At 69.0% G+C, this 15,315-nt stretch carries 16 protein-coding genes; 9 read left to right on the top strand and 7 right to left on the bottom strand.

Annotation, left to right across the window (positions count from 1 at the left end; translation table 11 throughout):
• Positions 1-51: 51 nt before the first annotated feature.
• Complete coding sequence (locus DDF67_RS07475; RefSeq protein WP_109100268.1) at positions 52-717, bottom strand: ParA family protein; 666 nt, start codon at positions 715-717, stop codon at positions 52-54.
• Positions 718-934: 217 nt separating this feature from the next.
• On the opposite strand from DDF67_RS07475, the gene DDF67_RS07470 reads away from it, so the two are divergent.
• Together DDF67_RS07470 and DDF67_RS07465 are read left to right on the top strand one after the other, a co-directional pair.
• Positions 935-1,648 carry a TVP38/TMEM64 family protein gene (locus tag DDF67_RS07470; RefSeq protein ID WP_109100323.1) on the top strand — a complete coding sequence of 238 codons (714 nt, stop codon included), beginning with the start codon at positions 935-937 and terminating at the stop codon, positions 1,646-1,648.
• Positions 1,649-1,892: 244 nt separating this feature from the next.
• Complete coding sequence (locus DDF67_RS07465) at positions 1,893-3,482, top strand: 2-isopropylmalate synthase (protein ID WP_109100267.1); 1,590 nt, start codon at positions 1,893-1,895, stop codon at positions 3,480-3,482.
• A 68-nt stretch (positions 3,483-3,550) separates the two neighbouring features.
• Here DDF67_RS07465 and DDF67_RS07460 read toward each other — a convergent pair whose 3' ends face one another.
• Positions 3,551-4,024: a hypothetical protein gene (locus tag DDF67_RS07460; protein WP_109100266.1), complete on the bottom strand. Its 474-nt coding sequence runs from the start codon at positions 4,022-4,024 to the stop codon at positions 3,551-3,553.
• Positions 4,025-4,147: 123 nt separating this feature from the next.
• Here DDF67_RS07460 and DDF67_RS07455 point away from each other — a divergent pair, with 123 nt between their 5' ends.
• The 7 genes from DDF67_RS07455 (at position 4,148) to rodA (ending at position 11,856) form a co-directional block, all read left to right on the top strand.
• Positions 4,148-4,732, top strand: coding sequence for an O-methyltransferase (locus DDF67_RS07455; protein WP_058348482.1), 585 nt, complete (start codon positions 4,148-4,150; stop codon positions 4,730-4,732).
• On the top strand, positions 4,729-5,607 hold the full coding sequence (locus DDF67_RS07450) for a DMT family transporter (protein ID WP_109100265.1): 879 nt from the start codon (positions 4,729-4,731) through the stop codon (positions 5,605-5,607). Before DDF67_RS07455 ends, DDF67_RS07450 begins: the two co-directional genes overlap by 4 nt.
• A 366-nt stretch (positions 5,608-5,973) precedes the next feature.
• Positions 5,974-7,017: a rod shape-determining protein gene (locus tag DDF67_RS07445; RefSeq protein ID WP_010919417.1), complete on the top strand. Its 1,044-nt coding sequence runs from the start codon at positions 5,974-5,976 to the stop codon at positions 7,015-7,017.
• Positions 7,018-7,066: 49 nt separating this feature from the next.
• Positions 7,067-8,152, top strand: a complete 1,086-nt coding sequence (gene mreC, locus DDF67_RS07440) for a rod shape-determining protein MreC (RefSeq protein ID WP_109100264.1) — start codon at positions 7,067-7,069, stop codon at positions 8,150-8,152.
• Complete coding sequence (locus tag DDF67_RS07435; RefSeq protein WP_109100263.1) at positions 8,149-8,658, top strand: hypothetical protein; 510 nt, start codon at positions 8,149-8,151, stop codon at positions 8,656-8,658. The genes mreC and DDF67_RS07435 overlap by 4 nt, the downstream gene beginning before the upstream one ends.
• 4 nt (positions 8,659-8,662) lie before the next feature.
• A complete protein-coding gene (gene mrdA, locus DDF67_RS07430) occupies positions 8,663-10,702 on the top strand; it encodes a penicillin-binding protein 2 (protein ID WP_109100262.1) in 2,040 nt (679 codons plus the stop codon).
• Complete coding sequence (rodA, locus tag DDF67_RS07425; protein WP_109100261.1) at positions 10,699-11,856, top strand: rod shape-determining protein RodA; 1,158 nt, start codon at positions 10,699-10,701, stop codon at positions 11,854-11,856. Before mrdA ends, rodA begins: the two co-directional genes overlap by 4 nt.
• Here the strand turns inward: rodA and DDF67_RS07420 are convergent, their stop codons facing one another.
• The 5 genes from DDF67_RS07420 to DDF67_RS07400 form a co-directional block, all read right to left on the bottom strand.
• Positions 11,857-12,318, bottom strand: a complete 462-nt coding sequence (locus DDF67_RS07420) for an OmpA family protein (RefSeq protein ID WP_146197975.1) — start codon at positions 12,316-12,318, stop codon at positions 11,857-11,859. It lies immediately after the preceding gene.
• Between the two features lie 12 nt (positions 12,319-12,330).
• Positions 12,331-12,627: a winged helix-turn-helix domain-containing protein gene (locus DDF67_RS07415; protein WP_109100259.1), complete on the bottom strand. Its 297-nt coding sequence runs from the start codon at positions 12,625-12,627 to the stop codon at positions 12,331-12,333.
• A gap of 2 nt (positions 12,628-12,629) precedes the next feature.
• The gene (locus tag DDF67_RS07410; protein ID WP_233247571.1) at positions 12,630-13,199 is read right to left on the bottom strand and encodes a hypothetical protein; all 570 of its coding nucleotides are present in this window, start codon (positions 13,197-13,199) and stop codon (positions 12,630-12,632) included.
• Between the two features lie 96 nt (positions 13,200-13,295).
• The gene (locus DDF67_RS07405; protein ID WP_109100257.1) at positions 13,296-14,552 is read right to left on the bottom strand and encodes a DNA polymerase IV; all 1,257 of its coding nucleotides are present in this window, start codon (positions 14,550-14,552) and stop codon (positions 13,296-13,298) included.
• Positions 14,549-15,205, bottom strand: coding sequence for an HAD family hydrolase (locus tag DDF67_RS07400; protein ID WP_109100256.1), 657 nt, complete (start codon positions 15,203-15,205; stop codon positions 14,549-14,551). The genes DDF67_RS07405 and DDF67_RS07400 overlap by 4 nt, the downstream gene beginning before the upstream one ends.
• Positions 15,206-15,315 lie beyond the last annotated feature (110 nt).

The following is a 15,315-nucleotide window of genomic DNA, read 5'->3' as shown; positions in this document are numbered from 1 at the left end:
AATACTCCAGGAGCCGCGACCATGCCCGCCGTCGGGCGAGGCGGGCAAGGTTCAGCTGGCGCGGGCGGTCGGGGCGGCGACCGGCAGGGCCAACTGGCCGGCGACCTGGCCCCACAGACGGCCGATCTCCTGGGCGGCGGCGCCGGCGGGCTCCCATTCCAACACGGAGCGACCGTGGGCGATCGACTGCTGGAAGGCCGCGCGTGAACGCAGGCCGACGGCCGCCAGCGGCAGGCCGCAGAACCGCAGGGCCTCGGCCGCCTTGACCACGCTGGCCGGTTCCTGCCCGCCGCGCTTGGCCGGCGCCTGGTTGATTACGATCAGGCCGTTCTTGCCCAGCCGCCGTACGGCCTCGGCCGAGCGGGCGACGGCGGCGATGTCGAGGAAGGTGGGGCGGCAGACCAGCATGCACAGGTCGGCGGTGTTGATGGCGGTGACGACGTCGGCCTCGGGCGAGGCCGGGGTGTCTATGAGCATCAGGTCCACCCGCTCGTGCTCGGCGTGGAAGCGGGCCTGGAACAGCTTGCCGGCGCTGCTTTCCAGCAGGGCGGGCCCGTCGGCCTCGCGGCCGCGCAGCACGTCCGACGCCGAGCGCTGCGGATCGATGTCGGCCAGGATCGTGCGGCAGCCGGCCAGATGGGCGGCGATCGACAGATTGACGGAAAGAGTCGTTTTACCCGCGCCTCCCTTGCGCGAGATGACGGCCAAGGTCTTCACGTACGTTTCCTCACCAAGCGCCCGCGTCCCCCTGCAGGCCTGTGGATAAGTAGCGTCGCTCTACGACGTTATCGCAACGTAAATAACCCGGCGGGTGAAACCGGCCGCCGGCGCCCGCCTGGACGGCGAACTTTCGCCGCGAATGCGCAATGGTCACGCTTTTGACGCCATCGAGGCGCTTGACCCCGCGATAGCCATGCGCGAGGCAGGGGCCGTGATCATCCGCCGTCTCATCGATTTCTTCACCAACATGGACGCCCGCGCCTGGCGCGCGGTGGCCGTCTCCTTCGTGCTGTTCGGCGGGGTGGGGATCGTCTTTCTGTTCGGCGCCCAGCTTCTGGGCCTCGACGGCGAGACCACGGTCGAGCACTGGCTGAGCGCCGCGCACGGCCCCTGGGCCCTGCCGGTGGCCGTCGGCGCCTTCGCGGCCCTGGCCTTCGTGGGCGTTCCGCAATTCGTGCTGATCGCCGCGGCGGTGGTGGCCTTCGGTCCCTGGACCGGTTTCGCCTACAGCTGGATCGGCACGCTGGTGTCGTCGATGGTCGGCTTCTGGGTCGGCCGGGCGTTCGGCGGCAGGATGCTGGCCAGCCTGCCCAGCGACGGCGTGCACAAGTTCATGAAGCTGATCGGCAAGAACGGCTTCATGGCCAGCCTGATCGTACGCCTGGTGCCGTCCGCGCCGTTCATCGTCGTCAACATGGCCGCTGGCGTCACGCCGATGAAGGTGCGCGACTTCGTGGCCGGCACGGCCATCGGCATCATCCCGAAGATCGCCCTGACCGCGTTTGCCGGCAACACCATCGTGCAGGCGATGCGGGGCGGGGGCGTGCAGCACATCATCCTGCTTGTCGTGGCGGCCGCGATCTGGATCGGCGCGGGTTGGGTCGCCCGCAATTGGCTGAAGGCCAAGGAAGAACAAGCCGACCAATAATCGGCTTCGGGGCATTTATTGCCCTTCACGCGGCGAATTGACCGCGTTGTGAGCAAACGGCTTGCTGGATTTCGCGCGGTTGGGTAATACAACCGCATGTGCCGCGAACGCGACAACCTTCTTCTCCTTGCGCTGGGGCTTAGCCGCCCCTGGGCGTCCGTCTAGCCGCGCGTACGTATCGTCGCGGCCGGTCGCTCAGGGGACAACGCCCTTCAGCCCTCCGGACCTCGCGAAAGACACCTCCATGACCGCCCCCATCTCGCCCGTCGCCGCTGACTCCAAAATCGGGTCGGGCCGCGACAACGTCGTCATCTTCGACACCACCATGCGCGACGGCGAGCAATCGCCCGGCGCCTCGATGTCGCTGGAAGAAAAGCTGGAGCTGGCCAAGATCCTCGAGGAGATGGGGGTCGACATCATCGAGGCCGGCTTCCCGATCGCCTCGAACGGCGACTTCCAGTCGGTCAACGAGATCGCCAAGATCGTCAGGAACAGCACGATCGCCGGCCTGTGCCGCGCCCACCAGGTGGATATCGACCGCTGCGCCGAGGCCCTGAAGCCCACCCAGCGCGGCCGCATCCACGTGGTGATCGCCACCTCCGACCTGCACATGAAGCACAAGCTGCAGATGGAGCCGGACGCCGTCATCGACGTCATCGCCCGTTCGGTGACCCACGCCCGCAACCTGCGCGACGACGTCGAGTGGTCGGCCGAGGACGCCACCCGCAGCGACCGCCAGTTCCTGCGCCGCGCCATCGAAACCGCCATCAAGGCCGGCGCCACCACGATCAACCTGCCCGACACGGTGGGCTACACCTACCCGTCGGAATACGCCGACCTGTTCAACTGGATGGTCAACAACGTCGAGGGCGCCGACAAGGTGATCTTCTCGACCCACTGCCACAACGACCTGGGCCTGGCCGTGGCCAACAGCCTGGCCGGCGTGCAGGGCGGCGCCCGCCAGATCGAGTGCGCCATCAACGGCCTGGGCGAGCGCGCCGGCAACGCCGCGCTGGAAGAGGTGGTGATGGCCCTGAAGGTGCGCGGCGACAAGCTGCCCTTCCAGACCGGCATCGACACCACCCACATCACTCGCGCCAGCCGCTACGTATCGGCCATCACCGGCTTCCCGGTGCAGTACAACAAGGCCATCGTCGGCAAGAACGCCTTCGCGCACGAGAGCGGCATCCACCAGGACGGCATGCTCAAGAACCGCGAGACCTACGAGATCATGACCCCGGAATCGGTCGGCCAGGCGCCGTCCAGCCTGGTCATGGGCAAGCACTCGGGCAGCCACGCCTTCCGCGCCAAGCTGAAGGACCTGGGCTACGAGCTGGGCCAGAACGCCCTGAAGGAGGCCTTCGGCCGCTTCAAGGATCTGGCCGACCGCAAGAAGCACGTCTACGACGACGACATCATCGCCCTGGTCGACGACGCCCTGGCGCGCGGCTCGGAGAAGATCCGCGTCTCGCACCTGCGCGTGGTGGCCGGCACGGAAGGCCAGTCGGCCGAGCTGACCCTGGACGTCGACGGCCAGGCCAAGAGCGCCGAAGCCTCGGGCGATGGTCCGGTCGACGCGGTGTTCAACGCCATCCACAAGATCGTGCCGCACAGCGCCGCCCTTCGCCTGTTCCAGGTGCATGCCGTCACCGAAGGCACCGACGCCCAGGCCCAGGTCTCGGTGCGTCTGGAAGAGGACGGCCGCATCGCCACCGGCGCGGCCGCCGACACCGACACCCTGACCGCTTCGGCTAAGGCCTACGTCAACGCCCTCAACAACCTCTTCGCCCGCAAGGAAAAGAGCGCCCCGGCGGCTATCGCCAGCGGCTTCTGATCCGATCCTGAAACGACATCGCCCGGGCGAGCCGGGCGATGCGTTCGACGGATGCGGGGAGGGGCGGTTCAGGCCGCCTTGCGCCAGCCCCATCGGCGCGTCGCCAGGATTTCGGCGGCGAGGTGCGCCTGCGGCTGTACGTCGAGACCGAGTTGCCCGAGGCCTTCGCACAGGGCTATGCGCTGCTCGGCGTCGACCAGGGCGCCGACGTCGATCACCATCACCCCGCCCGGGCGCAGCAGGCCCAGCGTCGAGGCCGCGGTCGCGCGCATGTCGTCAGCCGTGGGGCAGCCTACGACCAGCAGCACGTCGCTGCGTTCGTCGGCGGCCGCGCAGGTGGCCCGGCGGGCGATTTCCACGCGCTGGTAGCCCCGCCGCCATAGTTGTCCCATGGCCTCGGCCGCGTCCGGTCCGGTCACCGCCACGAAGCACAGCGGCGTGGCCTGGGCCAGTTCCAGCATACGGTCGAGCGTCGGATCGATCCCGTCGGTCGGGACGCCCAGCAGAAACTGAGCGGCTTGACGGAGCGGATGGAGAGACATGGTGAACGCCTTGTTAGGAAACGCAGCTTATGTGCGCCAACCCCGCTGTTCTGACGCCGCCCCGCGTCAGGGCGCCATTCGTAAACCCGCCGCCGGCGTAAGGGCGGCATAAGGAGCCGATCGATGGGTTCGACCTTGGAAAACAGCGTTGCTTCGCCGCCCCGCTGGCACGAGATCGCCAGGCGCACCATCGAGGCGGGCTTCGACATGTCGTCGGAAGCGCGCATCGGCGAGATGCTCCGCACGCTCGCCGTCGGCCGCAAGGCGCTGCTGGAGATGGGCACGGGCACCGGCTCGGCGACCGCGTGGCTGCTGGACGGCATGGACGAGGACGCGCGCCTGGCCACGGTCGACAACGATCCCAAGGTCCAGGCCGTGGCGCGCGAAGTGCTGGGCGAGGACCCGCGCGTGGATTTCATCACCGAGGACGGCGCGGCCTATCTGGCCGGCCAGAACGACGGCGGCTTCGACCTGATCTTCGCCGACGCCATGCCGGGCAAGTACGAGGGCCTGGAAGACGCCCTGCGCCTGTTGCAGGTGGGCGGCGTCTACGTGGTCGACGACATGTCGCCCCAGCCGAACTGGCCCGAAGGCCACCAGGCCCGGGTCGACGACCTGGTGCTGCGTCTGGCGGGTGATCCGCGCTTTGCGATCGTGGGCATGGACTGGGCCTCAGGCGTGCTGGTGGCGGCGAAAAGAGCGGCATGATCTGGATCCCCATCACCATCGCCGCCGCGGCCCTGCAGGTCGCCCGCAACGCGGCGCAGCGCTCGGTGATGGGCGGGGCGGGCCCTTGGGGCGCCACCCTCGTGCGGTTCCTGTTCGGCCTGCCGTTCGCGATCGTCTTCGCCGGGATCGCCTTCCTGGTCACGAAAGACCCGCAGGCCAACCTAACTGCCCGTTTCTGGCTGGGCGCCGTCGCAGGTGCGGGCCTGCAGATGGCGGCCACGGCGGCCCTGCTGGTCGCCATGCAGCGCTCGTCCTTCGCTCTGGGCACGGCCATGCAGCAGAGCGGCCTGCCGTTCGCCCTGGTCTGGGGCGCGCTGCTGTTCGGCGACAGGATCACCGCCCTGCAATGGGCCGGCGGCCTGGTGGCCACCGCCGGCCTGGCGGCGCTCTCCTGGCCGCGCGGCGCGGTGACCCTCAAGCGCGGCGCGGTGCTGGCCGGCCTCGCCTCGGGCGCGATGTTCGCGCTCAGCGCCAACTGCTTCCGCCAGGCCTCCCTGACCTTCGATCCCTCGCACCTGGCCTATTCGGCCTTCGTCACGGTGATGGTGGTGCAGGCTATCCAGTCGGCGGTGCTGACCTCGATCCTCCTGGTGCGCAATCCCGACGCCGTGGTCGCCGTGCTGGCCGCCTGGCGCAAGTCGCTGGGCGCGGGCTTCTGCGGCGCGGCCGCCTCGGGCCTGTGGTTCACGGCCATGGCGCTGTCGCCAGTGGGGCCGGTGAGGGCGGTGGGCGTGGTCGAGATGCCCATGGCCGCCCTGGCCGGACGACGCCTTTTCGCCGAGCGGCTGAGCCTGTTTCAGCTGGTCGCCGGCGCCGTCACGGCGGTCGGAGTCGTCATGGCCGCGCTCGGCTAGAAATAGACACTTTTGTGCGTTCCCCCTGCCGCCTCGCACACGAGTTTGAAACAGGTGAGAAGGCTTGGCGAATAGACCTTGAAATCAACGCTTTCGCGGTGCAAACGGGCGGCGTCTCCCACAGTCTTCCGGTGGTTGGACGACGGCGCGGCCCGGCGGTGGCGCTCCCGTCGCCGCAGGAAGGCGCAGGGCGGGGAGGGACGATGATCCGCGTACGCGGGGAATCATGTTGTCCTCTTCCTGATTTGCAGTAGGAGCCTTTTTCTCGCCTGCTCCTCCGGTCATTCGGCGGAAACGGCTCCTGCACCGCGGTTCCCTCCGTGGTTTTGACGTCTCGCCCCTTCTACCCCTCAGTCAGGGTTTTCGATGTTCTCTTCCCTCTTCGGCGTCATCTCGAACGACATCGCCATCGACCTGGGCACCGCCAACACCCTGATCTATCAGAAGGGCAAGGGCATCGTGCTGAACGAGCCGTCCGTCGTGGCGCTGCGCAACGTCGGCGGCCGCAAGGTCGTGCACGCGGTCGGCATCGAGGCCAAGCAGATGCTGGGCCGCACCCCGGGCCACATGGAAGCCATCCGCCCGATGCGCGACGGCGTCATCGCCGACTTCGAAGTCGCCGAGGAGATGATCAAGTACTTCATCCGCAAGGTTCACAACCGCAAGGGCTTCGTGAATCCGAAGGTGATCGTGTGCGTGCCGTCGGGCGCCACCGCCGTCGAGCGCCGCGCCATCAACGACAGCTGCCTGAACGCCGGCGCCCGCCGCGTCGGCCTGATCGACGAGCCGATGGCCGCCGCCATCGGCGCGGGCCTGCCGATCCACGAGCCGACCGGCTCGATGGTCGTCGATATCGGCGGCGGCACCACCGAGGTGGCCGTTCTGTCGCTGTCGGGCATCGTCTATTCGCGCAGCGTTCGCGTCGGCGGCGACAAGATGGACGAGGCGATCATCAGCTACATGCGTCGCCACCATAACCTGCTGATCGGCGAAACGACCGCCGAGCGCATCAAGAAGGAAATCGGCACCGCCCGCGCGCCGGCCGACGGCGAAGGCCTGTCGATCGACGTCAAGGGCCGCGACCTGATGCAGGGCGTGCCGCGCGAAGTCCGCATCAGCGAAAAGCAGGCCGCCGACGCCCTGGCCGAACCGGTGGGGCAGATCGTCGAAGCCGTGAAGGTGGCCCTGGAAGCCACTCCGCCGGAACTGGCCAGCGACATCGCCGACAAGGGCATCATGCTGACCGGCGGCGGCGCGCTGCTGCGCGGCCTGGACGCCGAGATCCGCGACCACACCGGCCTGCCGGTGACCGTGGCCGACGATCCGCTGTCGTGCGTGGCCCTGGGCTGCGGCAAGGTGCTCGAGCATCCGAAGTGGATGAAGGGCGTCCTGGAATCGACCCTCGCCTAAGCCCTAGTCCAATCCGCATCGGCGCCGGCGGGCGCCAGGAGAACAGTTCGTGCCCTTTCGCGAAGGTCCGCTCGGCGACCTGAAAGTGCCGCTCACCTGGACCGCGGCCGTGGCGCTCATCGTCGCGGTCGTGATCGCGGTGGCCTTCCTCCTGGCCGACCGGCGCGAGACCCTGCAGCAGCAGGCCTATGGCGTCACCCGCCAGACGGTCGACACGGTGGCCAAGCCGGTCAGCGGCGTCATCGCCGCGCCCGGCCGCTGGACCGGCGTGGGCGTCGACGCGGTGCGCAACTACTTCTTCGCCGGCTCCGAGAACGCGCGCCTGAAGGCCGAGCTCAAGGAGATGCGGACCTACCGCGACAAGTACCTGGCCCTCGTCAACGAGAACGAGCGCTACAAGTCGCTGCTGGGCCTGAAGACCGATCCGCCGATCCCGATGGTCGCCGCCCGCGTGGTGGCCGACAGCCGCGGCCCCTTCGCCAACACCCGCCTGGCCGACGCCGGCAAGGAAAAGGGCGTCGTCGTGGGCAATCCGGTGATGAACGAGCGCGGCCTCGTCGGTCGCGTCGTCGGCGTCGCGCCCGGCGCCAGCCGCGTGCTGCTGCTGACCGACATCGCCTCGCGGACGCCGGTGATGATCGACCGCACCAATTCGCGCGCCATCCTGACCGGCGACGGCGGCCCCAATCCCAAGCTGGACTATCTGCGCGGTTCCGAGCCGATCCAGGCCGGCGACCGGGTCGTGACCTCGGGCGATGGCGGCGTCGTGCCGCGCGGCCTGCCGGTGGGCGCGGCCGTCAAGGGCCTGGACGGCCGCTGGCGCGTGGTGCTGTTCGCCGACAGCACTTCGATCGACTACATCCGCATCCTGCTGTTCAAGGACTTCTCGCAGCTGGCCGACCAGCAGGCCCTGGCCGCCAAGGTGCTGCCGCCGGTGATCACCGAGAACCCCGACCAGTCGATCCTGGGTCCGGCCCGTCCGGCGCCCCCGCCGCCCGCCGCCCCGGCGACGACGGCTCCGGCCGCTCCGGCCACCCCGGGAACGAGCGCGCCGACGACCACGCGGCCGCCCGCGGCGACCAGGCCCTCGACCTCCACGCCGGCGACGGCCGCTCCGGCCAGGACGCCGCAATGACCGGCGCCCGGCCCCTCAATCCGGGGCGCTGGCTGGGCGTCCCCATGCTGTTCGTGATCCTGGCGACGATCCTGTTCGCCGCGCCGATCCGCATGTGGGGCCTGCAGCTGCCCGAGCCGATCTTCGCCATGGTCCCGGCCTTCGCCTGGGCCGTCATCCGCCCATCGATCCTGGCCCCGTTCGCCCTGCTGATCCTGGGCCTGTTCCTCGACACCTTCTGGGGCGGCCCGACCGGCCTGTGGGGCCTGTCGCTGCTGGTCGCCTACGCCTCGGTGCTGGCGGCGCGCAACATGCTGACCGGCCAGAGCCGCCCGATGCTGTGGGTCTGGTACGCCGGCGCCTGCGCGCTTTCGATGACCGCCGGCTTCCTGTTCACGATGATGGACAGCCTGGCCATGCCCAGCCTGGTGGCCGTGTTCTGGCAATTCCTGGCCACGGCCCTGCTGTTCCCGTTCGCTCACCGGCTGATCGATCGCTTCGAAGACGCCGACGTCCGGTTCCGGTGAGGCGATGAGCGAACCGTCGATCTTCTTCTTCGAGGTCAACGAGCGGCAGGGGGTCTTCCACCGCCGCGCGTTCCTGCTCGGCGGCCTGGCGGGCGCGGGCCTCCTGACCCTGACCGGGCGCCTGGCCCAGCTGCAGCTGGTCGAGGCCCAGCGCTACCAGAAGCTTTCGGCCGGCAACCAGTTCAATTACCGCCTGGTGCCGCCGCCGCGCGGCCTGATCCTGGACCGCAACGGCGTGGCCCTGGCGTCGAACCGCCCCAACTTCCGCCTGATGGTGATCAAGGAGAAGGGCATGGACGTCGAGGCGACCCTCGACGACCTGGCGACCCTGGTGCCGATCGACGGCACGCGGCGCGCCCGCCTGCTCAAGGACATCAACAACGCCCCGCGCAAGGCGCCGGTGGTGGTGATGGAGGACATGACCTGGGAGGAGTTCTCCCGGATCAACATCCGCGCCCCAGAGCTGCCCAACATCAGCGCCGACATGGGCGAGGTGCGGGTCTATCCGTTCGGCGGCGCCTTCGCCCATGTCATCGGCTACGTGGCCAAGGTCTCCGACCGCGACGTTGAGGCGGCCAAGAAGGATCCGACCCAGGACCAGGAGCTGCTGCACAACCCCGGCTTCCGCATCGGCCGCCAGGGCGTGGAAAAGGCCTTCGACCTGGACCTGCGGGGCAGGGCGGGCGCGATCAAGGCCGAGGTCGACGCGCAGGGCCGCGTGGTCAGCCTGGACCCGGCCGGCGACATTCCCGCCGTGCCCGGCAAGGAAGTGCGCCTCACCCTCGACGCCGACATCCAGAACCGCGCCCTCGAGGTGATGGGCGAGGAAAGCGGCGCGATCGTGGTGATGGACTGCCGCAACGGCGACCTGCTGGCCATGGTCTCGGCCCCCAGCTTCGACGCCAACCGGTTCGTAAAAGGTCTGTCGGGCGCCGAATACCGGGCGCTGTCGGAGTACGAGCGCAAGCCGCTGCTCGACAAGGCGATGACCGGCACCTATCCGCCGGGCTCGACCTTCAAGCCGACCGTGGGCCTGGCCGCCCTGGCGGCGGGCATCGACCCGAACGTCCGCATCAACTGCCCGGGCAGCTGGTACTATGGCGGCCGCACCTGGCGCTGCTGGCAGAAGGGCGGCCACGGCGCCCAGAACATGCACGACGCCATCAAGAACTCGTGCGACATCTACTTCTACCAGACGGCGCTGAAGATCGGCCCCGACGCCATCGCCACGGCCGCCCGCGGCATGGGGTTCGGCGAGATCTTCGATATCGGCATCCCCGGCCAGAAGAAGGGCATCGTCCCCGACCGCGAGTGGAAGAAGCGGGCCTTCAAGCGCAATCCGGCCAACCAGATCTGGTTTCCGGGCGAGACCCCCAGCTACGGCATCGGCCAGGGCGCGCTGAGCGTCAACGCGCTGCAGCTGGCGGTGATGACCGCGCGCCTGGCCAACGGCCGCAAGGCCCTGAATCCGCGCCTGATCAAGTCGGTCGGCGGCGTCGAGCAGCCCAGCGGCGCCGACGTGCCCGACATGCCGTTCTCCAAGGAGCACCTGGACTACGTGCGCGGCGGCATGGCCGCCGTGGCCAACGACGTGCGCGGTACGGCCTATCGCCAGAGCCAGCTGGGTCTGGGCGACGTGCAAATGGCCGGCAAGACCGGCACCGCCCAGGTCCGCAGCTACGACAAGGCTAAGAGCCGCAACAGCGCTTCGGTGCAGTGGAAGCTCAAGGACCACAACCTGTTCGTGGCCTTCGCGCCCTATGACGACCCCCGCTACGCCGTGGCGGTGCTGGTCGAGCACGGGGGGCTCGGCGGCGCCACCGCCGGCGCCCCGCGCGCCCGCGAGGTGATGCGCGTGGCCCTGCTGAAGGACCCCGAGATCCGCGCGCGCATCGAGCGCCCGATGCCTCTGCCCGAGGCCCCGGTCGAGACCGCCGACGGCGTCGTAGAAGGCGCCGCGCCCGACGAGCCGGAGGAGGGCGCTCCGCCGCCGCCCGAGGCGACCCCGACGACCGGCCAGCCACCCCAGGGAGGCCACATATGACCCTCAGTGGCGGCCTTTCCCGGCCCGGCGAACGCGACCGGCCGATCATCAAGTTCATGGAGATCGACTGGACCTTCTGCCTGCTCCTGTGCCTGATCGCGGGCTCCGGGGCGCTGATGCTGTTCTCGATTGCGGGCGCCTCTTGGGAGCCCTGGGCCGACAAGCACCTGCTGCGTTTCGGCCTCTACTTCATCATGATGATCATCCTGGCGATGGTCGACCTGCGCGTCTGGTTCACCCTGGCCTATCCCGTCTACGGGGTGGGGCTGTTGCTGCTGGTGGCCGTGGAGGTGGTCGGCGACGTGTCGCTGGGCGCCCAGCGCTGGCTGTCGATCGGCGGCTTCCGCTTCCAGCCGTCCGAGATCATGAAGATCGGCGTGGTGCTGGCCCTGGCCCGCTACTACCACGGCCTGTCGGCCGACAGCGCCCGGTTCTCCTGGCGGCTGCTCGTCCCGGCCGCGATGATCGGCGCGCCGGTGCTGCTGGTCGCCCACCAGCCCGATCTCGGCACCGCCATGCTGATCGCCATGACGGGCCTCGCCATCGTGGTGCTGGCGGGCCTGTCCTGGCGGGTGATCGCCACCGGCGTCATCGGCGCCCTGGTGGCCATTCCTCCGTTCGTGCTGTTCGTGCTGCACGACTATCAGCGCAAGCGGGTCCTGACCTTCCTGAACCCCGAGGCCGACCAGTCGGGTTCGGGCTACCATATCTACCAGTCGAAGATCGCCCTGGGTTCGGGCGGCCTTTTGGGCAAGGGCTTCGGCCTGGGCTCGCAGAGCCAGCTGAACTTCCTGCCCGAAAAGCAGACCGACTTCATCTTCGCCACCCTGGCCGAGGAGTTCGGCTTCGTTGGCTGCCTGTGGGTGCTGGCGCTGTACGGCATCGTCATCTTCATGGCCTTGCGCATCGCCTCGATCAGCCACAGCCACTTCGGGCGCCTGGCGGCCTCGGGCGTGACGGCGACCTTCGCCCTCTATGTGCTGATCAACGGCGCCATGGTCATGGGCCTGGCGCCGGTGGTGGGCGTGCCCATGCCGATGCTCTCGTACGGCGGCACCGTGATGATGACGGTGATGATCGGCTTTGGCCTCGTCCAGGCCGTGCGCGTGCACCGCTACACCGAAGTCACCAGCGGCAAGGGCTCGCTGATGTAGTCAGCGCGGCGGCGCTGCCAGGTCCCGCAGGACCACGATCACGCGGTTGTTCAGCGGCTCGGCGACCTCGTCGGCCCTGTGTACCGCCGGCTGGGTTTCGCCTCGCGCGGTGAGCTCGATTCGGTCAGCCGGCGCGCCGGCTTTGATGAGAGCCTGCCTGACCAGTTCGGCGCGCTGGGCCGACAGCTGCATGTTCAGGTCCGCCGGACCGAGCGAGTCGGTATGGCCGATAATCAGGATCTTGCGCGGCTCGTAGAGCCGGATCTGCTTGACTGCCTCATCGATCGCCGGCCGCGACCACTCTCGCATGTCCATGGGGCCAGGGCCGAAATAGATCAGCAGCTCATCGTAGGTATGGATCAGCGGCGGCGGTGGGGGCGGCGGAGCGCCCTGCAGGGCGACGGCGAGAAAGTATGCGATCATGGCGGGCGCCATTGTGACGCCCGCCTTCCAGATGTTCAATCAGCGCGCGTGTCAGTCGATCCCTTCGACCAGTTCGCGCAGATAGGCCACATGCTCCCTGAAGGCCTTGGCGCCCGTCGAGGTGACACTCGCCCTGGTCCTGGGCCGCTTGCCCACGTGATCCTTCAGGATCTCGACATAGCCGGCCTTCTCCAGGGCGGTCAGGTGGCTGCCCAGATTGCCGTCGGTGGCCTGGGTGATGGACTTCAGTCGCGAGAACTCCGGCGGCTCGCCCCCGCGCTCGGTATACAGCGCGGCCATGATCTTCAGGCGCAGGGGCTGGTGGATCAGGTCGTCGGCCTTGGCCATGTTCACGCCCTCGCCAGCCAGACGCCGCTGACGAACAGTCCCACGCTGGCGCTGGCCATCCAGAAAGCGAGCACCTCAGGGAAGGCGTAGAAACCGATCAGGGTCAGGGCGAACATCACCGCGCCGATCGCCAGGTACCGGCGGGCCACGAACACGCCGACTGCGGCGTAGATCGCGCCTACCATCAGGCCCGGAAAGGCCAGATAGGCGGCGGGATCGGTGGGACGCAGCACGGAAAAGGCCGACATGACTAACACCAGGGCGACCGCCATGCCCCCGATCATCTTCAGCGTCGCGGCGCTCGACTTGGCGCCGGAGGCTCGCACCGCCTTTTCGGCGGGCCGTGTGAGCACGATCGAGCCGACGATCCCGACCATGTCGAGCACCAGCCAGGCCCAGCCCCACTGTTGAGGCGGCAGCAAGCCCATGCCCAGGTAGCCCAGGGCCCAGATCACGCTCCACAGCATCAGGATCGGCCCGCCGATCCGATAGCCGCGCAGGGTGGCGCCCCGGCGGTTGGTTTCCTGTATGTCGGCCAGCGCGGCGGCGGCCTCGGTCTTGCTCAGCACCATCACAACCTCCATGGAGCGCCAAAGCTCTCTGTAGCGCAGAGTGAGCGCATCGTTGAACTCTGTCAAGCAGAGTCCTCTGGAGCGGGCTTGCGCCAGTCAGCGGCTCTTCAGCGCCCGGCCGGTGACGACGGCGCCCAGGCCGTACTTGCCGCGCAGGGCGTCGATCGCCGTCTCGCTCTTCAGCGCCCGGCGCTCGTCGCCGGCGAAGAAGTCGTCGGCCGCGCCGGCGGCGGGGACGAACTCGGTCAGGCCCGCCCCGATCAGGCGATAGGACCGGCCGGGCGGTTCGGCCGCCAGCAGTTCGCGCGCCACCTGGAACAGCGTCTGGGCGGTCTGGGTGGGGACGGGCAGGGTGCGGCGGCGGGTGTGGATCTTGAAGTCGGGCGTGCGCAGCTTCAGCGTCGCCACCCGGCCGGCGACCTCTTCGCGGCGCACCTGCCGGGCCACCTTCTCGCAGAGGGGCCACAGCTGGTCTTCCAGGTCTTCCCGGCGGAAGAGGTCGTCATTGAACGTCGTCTCGGCGCTGACCGTCTTGCGCACGCTGTCGGGATCGACGGCGCGGGCGTCCTGGCCATGAGCCAGCCGATGCAGGCGCAGGCCGCCGGTTCCCAGCGCCTGGGCCAGGGTCTTCAGGTCCGCATTGGCGATGTCGCCCACCGTGCGCAGGCCAAGGCTCGCCAGGGTCGAGACCGTGGCTGGCCCCACGCCCGGCAGGATCGACACCGGCTTGGTCGCCAGGAACGCCACCGCTTCGGCCGCGCCGATGGCCGAGAAGCCGCGCGGCTTGTCCAGCTCCGAGGCGATCTTGGCCAGGAACTTGTTGGGGGCCAGGCCGATCGAGACGGTCAGGTTCTGCTCGGCCTCGATCTCGCGCTGCACCTTGGCCAGCATCACCGCAGGCGGCGCGCCGTGCAGGCGCTCGGTGCCCGACAGGTCGATCCAGGCCTCGTCCAGCGACAGCGGCTGCACCAGCGGCGTCAGGTTGGAGAGGCGGGCCATGATCAGCGCGCTCTCGTGCTTGTATTTGGCGAAGTTGGGCTTCACCACCACCGCGTCCGGGCACAGCTGCAGGGCCTTGAACATCGGCATGGCCGAGCGCGCGCCGCTCATCCGGGCGATGTAGCAGGCCGTGGTGACCACGCCGCGCTTGCCGCCGCCGACGATCACCGGCTTGTCGCGCAGGCTCGGGTCGTCGCGCTTCTCGACCGAGGCGTAGAAGGCGTCGCAGTCCAGGTGCGCCATCGACAGGGCGCCAAGTTCCTCATGGAAGACCGTGCGCGGCGAGCCGCACGACGGGCAGCGCGGCGCCTTGCGCTCGCCGGTCCACAGGCAGTCGCGGCAAAGGGCCTTCATCGCGCCTTGCGGGCGATCGCCTCGCGGATGGCGACCTTGAGGTCGGGCCACAGGTCGAAGCGGGCATGGCGGTCGGGGGCGCTGGGGGCGAGGGGGCGCAGGCGCTCGTCGGCGACCATCTGGAAGCGGCCGACGGAAGGCGCGCTGGTCGCCACCGATTCGAGCTGCGGCAGCAGGTCGTCGATGAACACCGCCGGTTCCTCCACCCGTCCGGCCAGCTCGGCGGCCGACGGACCCTTGGGGCCGGAATTGATGATCAGCGGATAGTCGAAGCCGTGGGTTTTCAGCCAGCGGGCGCGGGTCTGGCGGCCGTGCTCGGGGGCGTTGGTCAGGATCACCACGTTGGCGTCCAGCGACAGGTCGGCCAGGGCGTCGGCCGCGCCCTCGGCCGGCAGCAGGTCCTCGCCGCCGTCGCGGAAGAAGTCGTCGAACAGGGCCCGGCCCGCGATCAGGTCCAGGTGCTCGGTCTCGCCGGGGCGATAGATGTTCTGGAACAGCGCGAAGCGATCGACGCGCAGCTCGAAGCCGTGCCGGCCGATGAAGGCGCCGAAGCCGGCCATGAACTGGGCCAGCACCTCGTCGACGTCCACGATGACGAGCGGACGGTGCGCATCCAGCGTGCAGGTCTTGAGGTCGGGTGAGCAGGCGTCCATTTGTGTGCGATCGGTCGTTGGAAACGCGATTAGCGCGGGCTTAAGGATATTCGTGCGATCTGAGGATGAAGAAGCGGCGCGAATCCCTCACGTGTCGCCACGGACCGTAC

Origin of the sequence: Caulobacter endophyticus, from assembly GCF_003116815.1 — a bacterium.
GTDB classification, from domain to species: domain Bacteria; phylum Pseudomonadota; class Alphaproteobacteria; order Caulobacterales; family Caulobacteraceae; genus Caulobacter; species Caulobacter endophyticus.
Note: the sequence above shows the minus strand (reverse complement) of the source record. Positions and strands in the feature narration are given on the sequence as shown.